10 protein-coding genes are annotated in these 15,978 nt (G+C 63.3%); all 10 read left to right on the forward strand.

Annotated elements, in window-relative coordinates:
* Nucleotides 1–16: 16 nt before the first annotated feature.
* Genes tssE through tssM form a run of 10 tightly spaced genes read left to right on the forward strand, consistent with a single transcriptional unit; the run spans nucleotide 17 to nucleotide 15,969 of the window.
* Nucleotides 17–499 carry a type VI secretion system baseplate subunit TssE gene (tssE, locus tag N805_RS08745; protein WP_028613918.1) on the forward strand — a complete coding sequence of 161 codons (483 nt, stop codon included), beginning with the start codon at nucleotides 17–19 and terminating at the stop codon, nucleotides 497–499.
* Nucleotides 499–2,319 carry a type VI secretion system baseplate subunit TssF gene (tssF, locus tag N805_RS08750; RefSeq protein ID WP_028613917.1) on the forward strand — a complete coding sequence of 607 codons (1,821 nt, stop codon included), beginning with the start codon at nucleotides 499–501 and terminating at the stop codon, nucleotides 2,317–2,319. The genes tssE and tssF overlap by 1 nt, the downstream gene beginning before the upstream one ends.
* Nucleotides 2,283–3,353: a type VI secretion system baseplate subunit TssG gene (gene tssG, locus N805_RS08755; RefSeq protein WP_028613916.1), complete on the forward strand. Its 1,071-nt coding sequence runs from the start codon at nucleotides 2,283–2,285 to the stop codon at nucleotides 3,351–3,353. The genes tssF and tssG overlap by 37 nt, the downstream gene beginning before the upstream one ends.
* Nucleotides 3,350–5,947: a type VI secretion system ATPase TssH gene (gene tssH / locus N805_RS08760; protein ID WP_028613915.1), complete on the forward strand. Its 2,598-nt coding sequence runs from the start codon at nucleotides 3,350–3,352 to the stop codon at nucleotides 5,945–5,947. The genes tssG and tssH overlap by 4 nt, the downstream gene beginning before the upstream one ends.
* A 24-nt stretch (nucleotides 5,948–5,971) precedes the next feature.
* On the forward strand, nucleotides 5,972–6,694 hold the full coding sequence (gene tssJ / locus N805_RS08765) for a type VI secretion system lipoprotein TssJ (RefSeq protein WP_028613914.1): 723 nt from the start codon (nucleotides 5,972–5,974) through the stop codon (nucleotides 6,692–6,694).
* Entirely contained in the window at nucleotides 6,691–8,034 is a 1,344-nt protein-coding gene (gene tssK, locus N805_RS08770) for a type VI secretion system baseplate subunit TssK (protein WP_028613913.1), read from the forward strand. Before tssJ ends, tssK begins: the two co-directional genes overlap by 4 nt.
* On the forward strand, nucleotides 8,031–8,747 hold the full coding sequence (gene icmH, locus N805_RS08775; protein ID WP_028613912.1) for a type IVB secretion system protein IcmH/DotU: 717 nt from the start codon (nucleotides 8,031–8,033) through the stop codon (nucleotides 8,745–8,747). Before tssK ends, icmH begins: the two co-directional genes overlap by 4 nt.
* Before the next feature lie 30 nt (nucleotides 8,748–8,777).
* A complete protein-coding gene (locus N805_RS08780; protein WP_028613911.1) occupies nucleotides 8,778–12,575 on the forward strand; it encodes a type VI secretion protein IcmF/TssM N-terminal domain-containing protein in 3,798 nt (1,265 codons plus the stop codon).
* Nucleotides 12,572–13,480, forward strand: coding sequence for a type VI secretion system-associated protein TagF (gene tagF / locus N805_RS08785; protein WP_028613910.1), 909 nt, complete (start codon nucleotides 12,572–12,574; stop codon nucleotides 13,478–13,480). The genes N805_RS08780 and tagF overlap by 4 nt, the downstream gene beginning before the upstream one ends.
* A complete protein-coding gene (gene tssM, locus N805_RS08790) occupies nucleotides 13,477–15,969 on the forward strand; it encodes a type VI secretion system membrane subunit TssM (RefSeq protein WP_028613909.1) in 2,493 nt (830 codons plus the stop codon). The genes tagF and tssM overlap by 4 nt, the downstream gene beginning before the upstream one ends.
* The last annotated feature ends 9 nt before the right edge of the window (nucleotides 15,970–15,978 follow it).

Here is a 15,978-nt window from a genome sequence, read left to right on the forward strand (position 1 = left end):
TGTACAGGGATGACACATGAGTAACCAGGCCCGCCTGCTGCCCTCGCTGCTCGACCGACTGCTGGACGACCGTCCGTTCCAGTCGGCCGAGCCGGCCGCGCAGCGCACCTGCTCGCTGGCCGAGTACAAGGCCAGCATCGTCCGTGACCTTGAGGTGCTGGTGAATACCCGCCAGTCCCTGGTCGCCGAAGAGCTCGACGGCTTCAGCCAGCTCGGTGGTTCCATCCTTGAATACGGCATGCCCGACTTCATCAGCCGCAGCGTGCTCGACCCACATGACCGCCGCCTGATCCAGCAACAGCTGGAGCGGGCGATCAGTACCGGAGACCGGCGTTTCCGCCGGGTCCGTGTGCAGCTGTTGGCCCAGCAAAACGGCCACCGCATGTTGACCTTCCGCGTGGACGCCGTATTGCGTCTGCAGGACATCAGCCGCCAGGTCTCTTTCGACGCCGTGCTGCAGGTCAACACCCAGGAATACAAAGTGCAGAACCTCAACTGATGCTCGACGAACTGCTGCCCTACTATGAAAAGGAACTGTCGCACCTGCGCTTCCTCGGCCAGGAGTTTGCCGCGCAGTACCCGAAAATCGCTTCGCGCTTGCTGATCGAGGGCGACAACTGCGAAGACCCGCACACCGAGCGCCTGATCGAGGCGTTCTCGTTCCTTTCTGCGCGGGTGCACAAGAAGCTCGATGACGAGTTTCCGGAAATCGTCGAATCCTTCCTTGAGGTGCTGTACCCGCATTACCTGCGCCCTACCCCCTCGATGTCGATTGCCGAGCTGAGCCTGGGCAGGCACGAGAAAGTCACCGAAGCGTACCGGGTGGCGCGCCATACCGAGATGCATGCCAACGCCATAGAGGGCGTGGTGTGCAAGTTCCGCACGTGCTACCCGGTAGAGCTGTGGCCGATTGCCGTGCAACAGGCCTCGTTCGTCGAAATGGAACGTTCGGCCTTCAACGGCCACAGTGCCGACCTGGTCGCACACCTGCGTATCCGCCTTGCAGCCACCGGCGATGCTCTGTTCGGGCAGATGCAAATGGACCGCCTGCGGTTTTTCCTCGACGGCGAAGCAACGCTCATGCTGCACCTTTACGAATTGCTGTTCAATAACCTGGCCAAGGCGACCTTGAGCTTCAACGACGAGGGCCGCCGCCGTGAGGTTGCACTGCCCGCCGATGCTCTCAAGGCCGTAGGCTATGCCCGCGACGAAGGCCTGGTTGACTACTCGGAGCGCTCGTTCCTTGGTTACCGGCTGCTGCACGAATATTTCACGTTCCCCGACAAGTTCATGTTCTTCGACCTCAGTGGCTTTACCCGCATTCTGCAGGGCAAGGCCATCGAGCAGGTCGACATCAATTTCTATTTTTCCGACTACGACCTTGGCGAGCGACTGGCGCGGTTGACCCAGAATATCGGGCGCAACAACTTCAAGCTCAACTGCACGCCCATCATCAACCTGTTCCGCCAGCAAGCCGAGCCGATCAAACTGACCCACACCCAGCACGAGTATCCGGTCACCCCGGACACCCGGCTGCACAACGCAGCAGAAGTGGTATCCATAGACCGTGTGCGTCGGGTTCGTAAACTGGGGGGCAGCGACCAGGTTGCCACTTGCCAGCCGTTTTTCGAGCCGCGAGGCGAGCAAGACCCGCACAGCAGCTTCTGGGTTGCCCGGCGGCGCGCCCAGGGTGACGCCACTGCCATGAGCATTCGCGTGGTCGACCGCGACCTGGAGCTGATCAGCGCCAGCAGCGACACCCTCAGCATCGCCCTCACCTGCAGCAACCGCGATGTGCCGCTCATGCTCCCGTTCGGCGGCGAGCGTGGCGATTTCAACATTCCCGCCAACTCGGTAATCAAGGATATCCGCTGCCTGCGCAAACCCACCGCCACGGTGCGCGTGCCATTGGGCAAAGGCTTGATATGGCGCCTGATCGCGCACCTGTCGCTGAACCATATGTCACTGGTCAGCCAAGGCCGTGAAGTGCTGCTGGAGCTGTTGTCGCTTTACAACTACCGCAACGTCTCGGCCATCCGCAAACAGATCAACGGCATCAAGGCCATCAACAGCGAGCCGGTCGTTGCGCGTATCGGCCATCCGCGGCCGAACTTCGTGCGGGGCGTGGGTATTACCCTCACCCTCGACGAGCACCAATTCACCGGCAGTGGCGTGTTCCTGTTCGGCATGGTGCTGGACCACTTCTTCGGCCAGTACTGCTCGATGAACAGCTTCACGCAACTGACCCTGCGCACCCAACAACGAGAAAAGAGAGTCGTCCAATGGCCAGCACGTACTGGCGATCAGCCCCTGGTCTGATCGATCAGGCCCGAGCCGAGCCGCACCGATTCGAATTCTTTCAATTGGTGCGCCTGCTCCGCCTGCACTACAGCCGCACCGGGCGCATGGACCTGGCAACCCGGCCCCACGAAGACCCGCTGCGTTTCCGCACCCAGCTGTCGCTGGCGTTTCCGGCCAGCGAAGTCAGCGACCTGCACTTCGAGCACGCAGGCAAGGTCTCGCCGGCCGGCCTGCCACTCTCGGAAGTGCAGGTTACCTTCATGGGCCTGGTCGGGCCGTCAGGCGTGCTGCCGCGTCCGTACACCGAGTTGCTGCTTGAGCGCCATGTGCAGTTTCGAGACGATGCCGCCCATGCCTTTCTCGACATTTTCTCGCACCGCATGACCACGCTGTTCTACGAGGCCTGGCAAAAATACAAATTCCATATCGAGCACGAGCGCACTGGCAGCTCGGGCTTCGATGGCTACCTGCTCAACCTGGTGGGCCTCGGCCCGCGGGCGCAGAAGCTCAAGTTTGAAGAACAACCGTCAGCATTGCGTCGCGAGCTGTTCAGCTATTTTGCCGGCCTGCTCAGCCAGAAGCCGCGCAATGCGCTGAACCTCGAGCGCATGCTCGGCTTCTATTTCTCGCTGCCGATCCACGTCAAGCAGTTTGCCGGGCGCTGGTTGCACCTGCCGCCTGAGCAGCGCACCCAGCTTGGCCGGCGCAACGCCCAGCTTGGCCACAGCGCCGTTGCTGGCAAGCGGGTGTGGGACTACCAATCGTGCATTCGCATTGAGCTGGGCCCACTGAGCCTGGCCGATTACCAGCGTTTCCAGCCTGGTACCGAGTGCTATCGCAAGCTGGTCGAGCTGGTGCGCTTCTATACAGGTGCCGGCCTGGACTTTGAAATCGCCCCGCGCCTCAAGCGCGAGGCGGTGCCGTGCGCCCGGCTCGGCCGCAACGGCAATGTCGCGTTGGGCTGGCTCGGCTGGCTCAAACGCCCTGGCCGTGACGCGGAGCCTTCGCGTTGCGCCGTTTTCCATATTCCTTACGATGGGGTCGCCTTGTGAACCTGAAGTCGCTGTTCGCCAAGCTCAACGAAACCAGCCGCACGGCCACCGAAAGCGCAGCGGCCCTTTGCCTGTCAGAGCACCACTACGATGTCGAGGTGGAACACCTGCTGCTGCAGTTGCTCGACACCGGTGACAATGACCTGGCCCCGATCCTGCGCCACTATGAGGTGGTCGCCGAGCGCCTGCAGGCGCAACTGGTCACCGCCCTGGGCACGTTCAAGAAAGGCAATACCCGCACCCCGGCGCTGTCGCCGCACATTACCCGCATGATCGAGCAGGCCTGGCTGCTGGCGTCGATCGAGTACGGCGTCGGCCAGGTGCGCAGCGGCCACCTGCTGCAAGCCCTGCTCGACGACGCCGAACTGCGCCGGGTGGTCGTTGCCTCGGCGCCGGAGCTGGAAAAGATCAACGCCAACGACCTGCGCCTGAACCTCCCCGCGCTCGTCGAAGGCAGCGCCGAGTCCCGCCAGGCAAGCGCCCTGGCCAGCCCGGCGGCACCGGTGGCCAACAGCAGCAAGGCAGGCGGCAAGACCCCTGCGCTGGACCAGTACACCGTCAACCTCACCCAAAGTGCACGCGAAGGCCGCATCGACCCAGTGCTGGGCCGTGAGTTCGAAGTGCGCCAGATGGTCGACATCCTCACCCGTCGCCGGCAGAACAACCCGATCCTCACCGGTGAAGCCGGTGTGGGCAAAACCGCCGTGGTCGAAGGCCTGGCCCTGCGCATCGCCCAGGGCGATGTGCCAACTGTGCTCAAGAGCGTTGCCGTGCATACCCTCGATCTTGGCCTGCTGCAAGCCGGGGCCGGGGTAAAGGGCGAGTTCGAAAACCGCCTGAAGGCGGTCATCGAAGAGGTCAAACGCAGCCTGCACCCGATCATTCTGTTCATCGACGAAGCCCACACCCTGATCGGCTCTGGCGGCCAGGCCGGGCAGAACGACGCTGCCAACCTGCTCAAGCCGGCGTTGGCGCGTGGCGAACTGCGTACCATCGCCGCCACCACCTGGGCCGAGTACAAGAAGTACTTCGAGAAGGACGCCGCCCTCGCCCGCCGCTTCCAGGTGGTAAAGGTCGAAGAGCCTGACGAGGACAAGGCCATTCACATGTTGCGCGGGCTGCTGGGCAAGATGCGCGAGCACCACAAGGTGGCGGTGATGGACGAAGCGCTGGTGCAGGCGGTGCGCCTGTCCAGCCGCTACATCACCGGGCGCCAACTGCCTGACAAGGCGGTCAGCGTGCTCGACACCGCCTGTGCGCGCATTGCCCTGGCACAATCGTCGCAGCCTGGCTTGCTGGAAGACTGCCGTCGACAGATCGACAACCTGCAGGCAGAAATTGACGTGCTCGGCCACGAAGCCGGCAAGGGCCACGACCATGACCGCCGCCTGGGTGAGCTGCAGGCCAGCCTGCAGGCCAAACAGCAGCAGGAACAGCAATTGAACGAGCAGTGGCAGCAAGAGCTGGCGCTGGTCGAACAGCTCAAGGCGCTGGATGCCGCCAACGACGCCGATGCCGGGCAGCTCAATAGCCTGCGCGCCGAACTGGCGCGCGTGCAAGGTGACCAGCCACTGGTGCACGCGCTGGTCGACAGCGGCGCCATCGCCCAGGTCATCAGCGGCTGGACCGGCATCCCGCTGGGCAAGATGCTGCGTGACGAAATCGACACCGTACAGCGCCTGCCGGCCCTGCTCGGCGAGCGCGTGCTGGGCCAGGACCATGCCCTGCACGAAATCGGCAAGCGCATCAAGATTTCCCGGGCGCGCATGGAAGACCCGAACAAGCCGATCGGTGTGTTCCTGCTGCTCGGCCCCAGCGGCGTCGGCAAGACCGAAACCGCCCTGGCCCTGGCCGATACCCTGTACGGCGGCGAGCGCAACCTGATCACCATCAACATGTCCGAGTACCAGGAGGCCCACACCGTGTCGAGCCTCAAGGGCTCGCCACCCGGCTATGTCGGCTATGGCGAAGGCGGCGTGCTGACCGAGGCGGTGCGCCGCAAACCGTACAGCGTGGTGCTGCTCGACGAGGTTGAAAAAGCCCACCCGGACGTGCTCGAACTGTTCTTCCAGGTATTCGACAAGGGCGTACTGGACGACGGTGAAGGCCGCGAAATCAATTTCCGCAACACGGTGATCATCCTCACCTCCAACACTGGCACCGAGCGCATCATGCAGACCTGCCTGAATGCCACCGAGCTGCCCACGCCGCAGGCCATCGTCGAAGGCCTGCGCGACGAACTCAATCATGTGTTCAAACCGGCCTTCCTTGGCCGCCTGAGCATCGTGCCGTTCTACCCGGTGCAGGACCAGATCCTGGAGCGCATCGTCGCCCTCAAGCTCGCGCGCATCGCCAAGCGCTTCGCCCGCAACCACCAGGCCGAACTGAGCTACGACGAGGCGCTGGTCAAAGCCATTGCTGCGCGCTGCACCGAGGTAGACAGCGGTGCGCGCAATATCGACAACATTTTGTCCCAGACCTTGATGCCCGAACTCGCCCAGCGCGTGCTCGAACGCATGGCCCAGGACACGCCCATCGAACGCCTGGTGATCGAATTGGGCAGCGATGGCGACTTCGCCTATCGCCTGGCCTGATCAACGACCGGAGGTTTAGCCGTCATGCAACGCAAGCACACAGCCCTCAAACGCCTGACCACCGCCGCCCTGCTGCTGGCGCTGGCCGGTTGTGGGGTTACCGACCGAATCGGCAAACGCATGGAGGACAGCTGGGCTGCCGACATGCTGGCCGACAGCGAAAAGGTCATCCTGACCTCTGACGGCGGCAACCAGCTCAACCCTGATGCCGAGGGCACGCCACTGTCGGTGGTGATGCGCGTGTACCAGCTGACCGACCTTGAGCGCTTCGCCGCGACCGATGCCGAGACCCTGTGGGATACCCCGCAAAAGGCACTGGGCAACACCTTGGTGGAAGCACGCGAGATCACCCTGCTGCCGGGCATCGGCCAGATCGACCAATGGCCGCTGGCCAAGAATGCTCGCTACGTTGGTGTGGCGGCGTTCTTCCGCGATGAACAAGGCGCGCGCTGGAAAGTCGCTTTCGACGCCAACTCGCTGCGCAAGGACGGCATCTGGTTCTCCTCCGACGGCCTGCGGGTACTGGTGGACAAGACTGAAATCAGCGCCATGCGTGGCGTGGATGTGCTGAACAAACCACCCACCGCCGACCAGCTCGCGGCTGCGCAAAAGGCCAACGACGCTGACCCGACCCTGACGGACAAGGTGCAGGGCGCAGCTATCGAGAAAGCCTCCGACGCCGCGGGCCAGTCGGCCAGCAACGCCATGGATTCAACCTTCAACTCTTTAGTGGATAGCGTCAAATGAGCAAGCAGAGCCGGGTGATGTGGTCGGAAGGCATGTTCCTGCTGCCCCAGCACTTCCAGTACCAGGACGAGTTCCACCAGCACCAGTTGGCTGAGGCGACCCTGCGCAGTACCCCGTTCCATTGGGGGGTACAGGCGCTGCAGGTCGACGAGGACGCCCTGGCCAACGGTACGCTGCAGCTCAAACGCCTGAAGCTGGTGTTCTCCGATGGCAGCCTGTACGACGCTCCGCAGCACGACCCGCTGCCTGCCGCACGCGACCTCAAAGACCTGCTCAAGGCCAATGACCTCAAGGTTTATGCCGCACTCAAGCTGCCTGAGCCCTTTGGCCTCAATTACGTCGAAGATGGCCACGAACACAAGGCTGCGCGGCGTTTTCGCAAACAGTTCGACACCCTGCCAGACCTTAACGAAGGCGAACTGGAGAACGAAATCACCAGCCTGCGCCTGAACGTGGTAATGCTGGTCGACGGTGACAGCCTCGACGGTTACACCCATTGTCCATTGGCCAAGCTGACCCGCAACAGCATGGGCGGCTTCAATATTGACCCGCATTTCGTCCACCCTACCCTTCACCTGGGTAGCCACGAAACCATCGTCGGCCTCGGCAAGCGCCTGCTCGGCGCCCTGCAGGCCAAAAGCAAGGCACTGTCCGGCCGGCGACGTGAGCGCGCCGACCAGATCGCCGAGTTCGGGTCCAGCGACGTCACCCTGTTCTGGTTGTTGAACACGGTCAACCGTGCCCACCCGCAGTTAGCTCATCTGCTGGCTCACCCGCGCCTGCACCCGGAGCGCCTGTACCTGTTCCTCGCCGACCTGGCTGGCGGGCTGCTGACCTTCACCCTGGACACCCAGTTAAGCGACATCCCTGAGTACGACCATCAAGACCCTGCAGCGTCATTGGTGAAACTGGACGAGATGATCCGGGTAATGCTCGACAACGTCGTGCCCAACCAATGCATCGTCATCAACCTTACCCAGACCAAACCGTCGCACTGGCAAGGCCAGTTGCACGATCCACGCCTGGCCGAGGCGGACTTCTATATTGCCGTGCACGCCGACATGCCCGGCGCCAGCCTGCTGGAGCTGGTGCCCCGGGCGTTCAAGGTCGGCTCACCGGAAGACATCGAAGTGGTGGTCAACAGCGCCATGCCTGGTGTCACCCTCAATCATGCCGCCCGGCTGCCGAACGCGATTCCGGTACGCCTGGACAACCAGTACTTCGCCATCGAGCCGCACGGCAATGTGTATGAGCGAATGATCAATGCCCAGGCTATCTGCTTCTATGCGCCCAGCGCCTTTACCAACCTCAAGCTTGAACTGATGGCGGTGCTCAAATGACCGAAGCCGTATTGCAACAGGGCGCCGTCGCGGCCGCCAATGACAAACCGACACTCAAGGACCTGGTCCAGGACTTCATCAGCATGGCGCTGATCGTGCGTCGCGGGCGCCAGGTCACCTCGGTGCAGGCTTTCGAGGGCAGCGTCGAGCGCTTTTTCACCAACCTGGAGCGTGATGCCCGCGCCGCCAACTACAGCGTCGAGCAGGTCAAGGACACCCAATACGCGCTGTGCGCTTTCCTCGACGAAAGCGTACTGCGCTCAGGCGACAACGAACTGCGCCGGCACTTTGAACTGCAGCCGTTGCAGTTCCGCTATTTCGGCGTGCACCTGGCAGGTGAAGGCTTCTTCGAAAAAGTGGATGCGCTACGTGCCGACGTCAAGCAGAACATCGACGTGCTCGAGGTCTACCACCTGTGCCTGGCCCTGGGCTTCGAGGGCAAGTTCAGCCTCGGCCAGAAAGACCAGCTGCGCTACCTGGCCAACACCTTGGGCCAGGATATCGCCCGCTACCGCAAGGCGCCCAAAGCCCTGTCACCGGACTGGGCCCTGCCCGACCAGGTGTCGCAGATGCTGCGCCATGAAGTGCCGCTGTGGGTGTATCTGGCGCTGATCGCCCTGGTCTGCATCGCCGTGTACCTCACGCTCGACTGGTTGCTGGACAAGGACGTCGCCGCCCTGTCCGAACAAATCCGCCAGCTGTTCAGTGCCTGAGCACACGTCAGGTAGCCGAGTCAGGAAGACATGAAAACATTACTGCGTCTGTTGAAAAGTTTCTGGGTGCTGCTGCCATTGCTTTGGCTGGCCAGCCTGTTGATTTGCTGGCTGGCCGCGCCGCTGGTGCCGTGGCTGCGTCATCACGTGCCGGAAGCGCTGGCAATCATCAGTGCCTGCTTCCTGCTGGTGATTGTGCTGCGCCAATATCAGCGCATCCGTGCCGAGCACAACCTCGAGAACCTGCTGCAAATCGAGGTCGACCGCTCGTGGAATGCCACCGGCGAGTTCCGTGACCAGCAGGTGCTGCGCGAGCGCCTGAAGCACGCCATCGCCATGCTGCGCACCGACCGTTCTGCCGGAGGCGGCGGCAAGGCGGCGCTGTCCGATCTGCCCTGGTACCTGGTGGTTGGCATGTCGGCTGCGGGCAAGACCTCGCTGCTGACCCATTCCGGCCTGTCGGCCAGTATTGCCACGGCTAACGACAGTGAAAGCGGTACCCAGCACTGCGACTGGTACTTCAGCCCCGACGCCGTGATGATCGATACGGCCGGGCGCTACCTGCGCGACGACCAGTCGGCCAGCGAGTTCTCGGCCTTTCTGCGGATGCTGCGCAAGCAGCGCGGCAAGGCGGCGATCAATGGCCTGGTCCTGGTGGTCAGCCTGCCCGAGTTACTGGCGGCCAACAGCGATGAGCGCAATGCCCTGGCCAACCAGTTGGTGGCAAGGGTGGAAGAATACGCCGAATGCCTGGGCGCCAACCCGCCGATCTACCTGATGTTGAGCAAGACCGACCAGCTGCCGGGGTTCAGCCAGGCATTTGAGGGCCTCGACCTGCACGAACGCCAGCAGCCGCTGGGCATGACCTTTGGCCTGTCGGAAATCCGCAACAATGGCCTGCACGCCGTGCTGCAAACGCGGCTAAAAAACCTGCAAGGCCGTATTCGCCAGCACGTCGACGCACAGATGATCGCCCTCGGTGCCGAAGCCGATAGCACCCTGCTGAACTTCCCGCAGTACTTCGCCGCCCTGGGTGAAGTGCTCGAACCCTTCCTCGACCACTTCACCCAGGGCCATCGCGAGGGTAAACCGCTATTGCTGCGGGGCCTGTACTTCACCAGTGCGCTGCAGACCGGACAGCAGCTGGGGCAGGTTTATGAAGACGTCATCGCCGATGAATTCGCCCTGCAGGCGGCCTACGACGAGCGGGTCGAAAGCACCACCCAGGCCGTGGGTAACCGCAGCTACTTCATCACCGACACCTTCCGCCGGGTGATCTTCCCGGACCGCGACCTGGCTTTGTACCAGTCGCGCCCGGGCAGGCAGGCCGCGTTCAGCCCCCTGTTCCTAGGCCTGGCCGTCGCCACGGGGGTTGTGTTCATCGGCTGGCAGGCTCTGTCGTTCATCAACAACCGGCAATGGCTCGAAGGCCTGCGCGGGCAACTGGCGCAGATCGAACAAGCGCAGGAGCGCGAGCAACTGCTGGCTGCCGGCAAGGGGTTGGAAGTGCTGCGCGAACAGATGTCGATCGTCGAAGCCCATCGCCTGCAAGGTGTCCCGCTGCAATTGGCTGCCGGCCTCTACCATGGCGAAGCGATCCACCAGGTGAGCAGCACCGCTTACCTGGCACAATTGCGCAGCCAGGCGCTGGAGCCGATCGCCCGCAGCCTGCAAGTGCAGATGCGCGCGTTCAACACCTTCGCCAACGGCATCAACCAGGCCCTGGAGTTCACCCCGGCGCCGCAGCCTAAAAAACGCGGCGGCAAGGCAATCGCCGCTGCCGTGGCTGCCAAGGCCGCAGCAGTCGACACCCGCCTGGGCGCCTACGCCGCCAAGGTCAACCTGGCCACGGCCAGCGATGCTGCCGAGCTGTCTGCCACTACCGGCGGCCTGTCGTTGTCCGAAGAAATGCTTGGCCGGTTGAACGAACAACAGGTGGCCTCGATCATCGAGGCCTACAACACACTCAAACTGTACCTGCTGGTGACCGAACCCCAGGCTCACCCGGACCCGGCCTTCGTCGCTGCGAGCCTTCCCCAGGCCTGGGCCGGTGCAGCAGCTGAAGGGTCCCCGGCCGACACCCGGGTAATCGAAGAAAATGTGCCGCTGTACGTGCAACTGCTGGAGCAAGGCCAGGCGCCCGCGCTGCCGCGCAACGAGCAGTTGATCAACGAAACCCGCCAGAACCTCAAGGCATTCATGATCTCCAGCTCCCTGGTCGATCGCGAATACCTGCGCCTGCAACTTGAGTCGAGCCGCCAGTTCCCGGCGCTCAGCCTCAACGACCTGGTCCCGCAACCTGGCCGCGCGCTGTTGTACAGCTCCGCTGGCATACCGGCAATCTACACGCGCCAGGGCTGGGACACCTTCGTCAAGCCCGAGCTGATCAAGCTGGTGTCGGGCAACCTGCGCAACGAGTCGGACTGGGTGCTGGACGGCGAAGGCGGCGATGCCGTCGTGCAAAAAGCCAACTTCGTGCGCGAGTTCATGGCCCGCTACAAACGCGACTACACCCAAGCCTGGTACAAGATGGTCCGCAGCGTTGGCATGCGCCACTTCGCCGACCTGGCCTCGGCCACCGATCAACTGGGCCTGCTCAGCGATGTGCAGAACTCGCCGGTAAAGAACCTGCTGGCTGCGGTCAATGACAATACCCGGTGGGACCTGCCGATCAACCCTGCGATCCCGGCCCCAGGTGCCGCCCGCGATGACGGCTTCTGGAGCAAGGTCACCGGCCTGTTCGATGCCGATCACGCGCTGCCCGCCAACGTCGCCCCGGCCCTGCCGGCGGTGGATGACGGCAGCCTGGCCAAGCGTTTCGAGCCGGTGGCGCGGGTGTTCGCCGAGAACAACGCAGAAGGCGCCGACAGCACCATCATGGACCGCTACCTGGCGGCGCTGCGCAAGCTCAAGGTGCGCATGAACAACATCCAGCGCTCGCAGGATGTGGGCAAGAGCAGCAAGCAGTTGATCAGCGAGACCCTGGAAGGCCAGCCGAGCGAAGTCACCACCGTACGCAATTATGTGGAAGGCAGTGTCGACACCAGCCAGGACGGCCTGTCGCGCTCCTTGCAGGGGCTGTTCAGCCTGCCCATCCAGTACGCCTGGGCCACCCTGCGCGACCCGGCCGGCCAGCAAATCGCCAAAGCCTGGGCGCAGCAGATCGCCAAACCGTGGGAACAGGTCATGGCGCACCGTTACCCCATTGCCGGTGGCAGCAACAACGAAGCGTCGGTGAAAGACCTGCAGCGCTTCGTCGACCCGCAAAGCGGCCTGCTCCCGGCGTTCAAGCGTAACGAAATCGGTAACCTGGCCGGCGGTGAAGGCCTGGGCGTGGGCGACAACAAGGGGCCAGCGCTGGTCAACCCCGGCATGCTCAACAGCATCGACAAGGCCAGCTCGGTTGGCCAGGTGATCGCCAGCCTCTCGGACCGTGACAACGGCTTTGAGATCATGCTGGAGCCTTCAGCCAACTTCACCGACATCGTGTTCACGCTCGATGGCCAGGAACAGCACTACCGCAACGGCCGCAGCAGCTGGAACCGCTTTGCCTGGCCGGCCACCAGCAACGCCCCAGGCGCACGCCTGGACGTGGTTACCCTGAGCGGCGCACGGGTTACCGTGTTCGACTTCCCGGGCCGATGGGGCCTTCTGCGCATGAACGAAAGCGCCCGCGTCGACGACCTGGACGGCATTCAGCAACGCTTTAGCTGGAACACTGCCAGTGGCCGCGTGAGCCTTGTTGTACGCAACTTCGGTGGGGTCAAGCTGACCGACCTGGGCAACGTCAAGGCCCTGAGCGCCCTCAACGACAGGGGCGCGCAATGATCGGTTGCTTCGGCAAGCTACCGACGAGCGCGGACTTCGTCAGCCTGCACGGCGCGACGGAGGAAGCCTGCGAGTTCGACGCCTGGTTGCAGTCGTCGCTGGCGGCCATGCGCCACCACGATGACTGGCAAGCGTTGTTCGACACGCTGCCGATGTGTTTTTTCAACTACCGCGCACGCAACGGCAACTGGCTGCTGGGCGGCCTGCTCAGCTCGCGCGATGCCAGCCAACGGCGCTACCCGTTCTTTATCTTCCAGCTGATCAAGGGCGAGGAAGGTATTGCAGGGGTCAACCCGTTCACCCTTGGCGAACTGTTCAGCGCGCAGATCAAGCCTTTGCTGCATCAGGCCGTGCAAGGCGCCGATTGCACCAGCCTGTTCGAACGGATCAAGGCCTTGCGCCCGCTGCAGGGCCAGGACCTGGACCTGTTCCGCCGGGTTCATGCCAAGTTCCTGCACGACTTCAGCTTTGCTGATGTCGCCCGCGCCCTGCACGGTTCGTGGCCGGGCTTCGACAGCGCCACCGCGCTCGCTCACCTGAAAAACGGCAGGGGCTCGCTGCACGGCGACTTTGCGGGCGGTATTGAATTGCCACTACCGGCAGAACGCGGCCTTAAAAATCCTGTTGCCGATCTGTGGCTGACCTGGCTGACACGCATGAGCGGTAGCCATGGCGTGCCGGCGGTAAGCCTGTTGGCCGATGACTTCATGCACCCGCGCCTCTACTGCTTCCCGTCGCGCCATGCCAACTGTGCCTACCGACTGCTCAGTGGCTGCGCTGACAAGGGTGAGCACCTGAAATTGTTGAGCCCACTGACAGGTGCGCCACAGCTGCACGATTACGACCGACCTCTTGAACACGTCATCGACCAGTTCGTCGATGCACTGGATGCGACGCCTGTATGAACAAGATCAAGTACTACTGCCTGCGCTACCAACCCTACCTGCTGGGGGTGGCGTTCTTCCTGGCGATTTTCCTGGTCTGGGCCATTGGCCGTGCCTTCGGCTTCGCCTCGCTGCACAGCTTGCTCGCAGGTATCGGCGTGTTTCTGGTGCTGTCTGCGGGCTATGTACTGCTGCTGTACCGCGGTGTCGGCCAGCACCACAACCTCGAAGGCTTGCTGCGTGACGACGCTGACCAGGCCGTACTCAGCGCCACCCCGGCCGACCGCGAAGAAGTCAGCCTGTTGCGCGAGCGCCTGCTGCAGAGCATCGAGCGCCTGCACAGCAACAAGCCCCGCGGCGCCTCGGCCAAGGACGCGCTGTATGCCCTGCCCTGGTACCTGGTGATAGGCCAGCCGGCTGCGGGCAAGAGCACCATGATCCTGCAGTCGGGCCTGAACTTCCCCTATGCCGAGCGCGAAGGCGCAAGGGTGGCGGGCCTGGGCGGCACGCGCAACTGCGACTGGTTTTTCAGTTCCGAAGCGGTGCTGCTGGACACTGCCGGGCGCTACATGAACAGCCCGGAAGAAGCCGGTAAATGGCGCGGTTTCCTGCAGCTGCTGCGCCAGCATCGCCAACGCCGTCCCCTTAACGGGTTGATCGTTAGCGTCAGCATCGACGACATCCTGCATGGCTCGGCCGAGGACCAGGAGCGCGTGGCCAAGCGCCTGCGCGAACGCATCCAGGAAAGCTGCGCCCTGCTCGAAGTGCGCCTGCCCATCTACCTGGTGTTCACCAAGTGCGACCTGATACCCGGGTTTACAGCGTTCTATCGCCAGCTGGACGACGCCTCACGTGGCGAAGTGATGGGCAAAACCTTCTCGCACAAGGGTTACGAACAGGCCGACTGGGGCCAGCGTTTCGGCAAGGCCATGGACGAGCTAACCGGTTACTGGCGGCAGGTGGCAGGCCAGCAGTTGGTGCAACAGGACATTCAGGTGACTCGGCAGAACAACGCTGCTTATCGGTTCCCGCTGGAGCTCGCCGCCCTCAAGCCGCGCTTGCAGCAGTTCGTCGACAGCCTGTTGCGTGCCAACCCGTACCAGAGTGCCGAAATGCTGCGTGGTTTCTATTTCACCGCCGCGCTGCAAGCCGACGAGGCCCAGTGGGGCAGCCACGGCCAGCATGTGGCCGAGCGCTTCGCACTCGAACACGCCGCAGGTGCTGCCGAAGCTGGCAGCCAGCCGGCGCCGCTATTCATCAATAGCCTGTTCCGCAAAGTCATCATCCCCGACCAGCACCTGGTGGCGCTGTACACCAGCAACCACCGCGAGCGGCGGCGCAAGGCCGGGTGGGTTGGCGCCGCCGGCCTGGCGGCCCTGGTGCTATGCAGCCTGTGGGGCTGGTCGTACCTGAACAACCGCGCCACCCTGGCCAGCATTGCCGGCGAACTGGCCCAGGCCAAGGCCGACGACCAGGCTGCCAGCGGCCAGTACACCGCCTGGCGTAGCCTCGACCGGTTGCGGTTCTGGGCCGCGCACTACTATCAGCAACACCATGAGCAGGGCGTGCCGCTCGGCATGCGCCTGGGCCTGTACCAGGGCCATGAAGTCGAGCCGCTGCTGCGCAGCCGCTACTTCGCCACGTTGCAGAACGTGATGCTCAAACCCACGGCCGATAACCTCACGCGAACCCTTTACCTGTTGACCACGCTCAAGGTCTACCAGCGCAACACCCGCGAGTTGCAGCCGGTGAGCGGTGTTGACAGTGTCGAGGCCGAGGCGCTGCCGCATGACAACCGCGCCCAGTCGATCGCCGATTTCGGCAAGGCCACGCTGGACACCTATGTGATGCTGTCCCCGGCCCAGCGCGAAAAGGCCGACCCGGCGTTCCTCAAGGCGCACCTGCCGGACTACTGGTACCCGGCTATCGCCCGCCACACCGGCCAGCGCATGACCGCAGCCGGTAGCGAAGCAGACAGCAAGGACTACCTGTACGCAAGCCGTCAGATCACTTTCTACAGCGACCAGATCCGTGAGCCAGATGTGCCACGCATCCTCGACAACGCCTTCCTGATGTCCAGTTCGCGTAACTACATCGACAGCCTGCGGGCCCAGTCGCTGCGCTCGATCGAGACCATCACGCTGGAATCCGACACCCTTTTCGCTTTCGGCCGCGCCGACTTCCAGAGCCTTAGAAACGAAGGCCAGGGCCAGCTTAGCGCGATTGCCAGCAAGCTGCTGAACACCCCGAACATCGGCAAGATCGTCATCTCGGGCCACGCCGACCAGTTGGGCGACAGCCAGGGCAACCTGCAGGTTTCGAAACAACGGGCGCAAACCATACGCACCTATCTGGTCGGCAAGGGCGTGCCTGCCGAACTGGTGGTTGCACAAGGCGAAGGGAGCCGCAAGCCATTGGTCAATTGCGACATGCAGCAACCGCGAGCGCAATTGATCAAGTGTCTTGAGCCCAACCGCCGGGTGGAAATCGAAGTGCGTGGTCTGAACTGAGCCATGCCG

The organism is Pseudomonas putida S13.1.2, from assembly GCF_000498395.2.
In the GTDB taxonomy this organism is placed as follows: Bacteria; Pseudomonadota; Gammaproteobacteria; order Pseudomonadales; family Pseudomonadaceae; genus Aquipseudomonas; species Aquipseudomonas putida_Q.

Bases quoted from the DNA above. Each gene is read 5' to 3' on its own strand.
- tssE (WP_028613918.1), top strand. From the start codon at position 17: ATGAGTAACCAGGCCCGCCTGCTGCCCTCGCTGCTCGACCGACTGCTG.
- tssM (WP_028613909.1), top strand. From the start codon at position 13,477: ATGAACAAGATCAAGTACTACTGCCTGCGCTACCAACCCTACCTGCTG.
- tssJ (WP_028613914.1), top strand. From the start codon at position 5,972: ATGCAACGCAAGCACACAGCCCTCAAACGCCTGACCACCGCCGCCCTG.
- tssK (WP_028613913.1), top strand. From the start codon at position 6,691: ATGAGCAAGCAGAGCCGGGTGATGTGGTCGGAAGGCATGTTCCTGCTG.
- N805_RS08780 (WP_028613911.1), top strand. From the start codon at position 8,778: ATGAAAACATTACTGCGTCTGTTGAAAAGTTTCTGGGTGCTGCTGCCA.
- tssF (WP_028613917.1), top strand. From the start codon at position 499: ATGCTCGACGAACTGCTGCCCTACTATGAAAAGGAACTGTCGCACCTG.
- tagF (WP_028613910.1), top strand. From the start codon at position 12,572: ATGATCGGTTGCTTCGGCAAGCTACCGACGAGCGCGGACTTCGTCAGC.
- tssG (WP_028613916.1), top strand. From the start codon at position 2,283: ATGGCCAGCACGTACTGGCGATCAGCCCCTGGTCTGATCGATCAGGCC.
- icmH (WP_028613912.1), top strand. From the start codon at position 8,031: ATGACCGAAGCCGTATTGCAACAGGGCGCCGTCGCGGCCGCCAATGAC.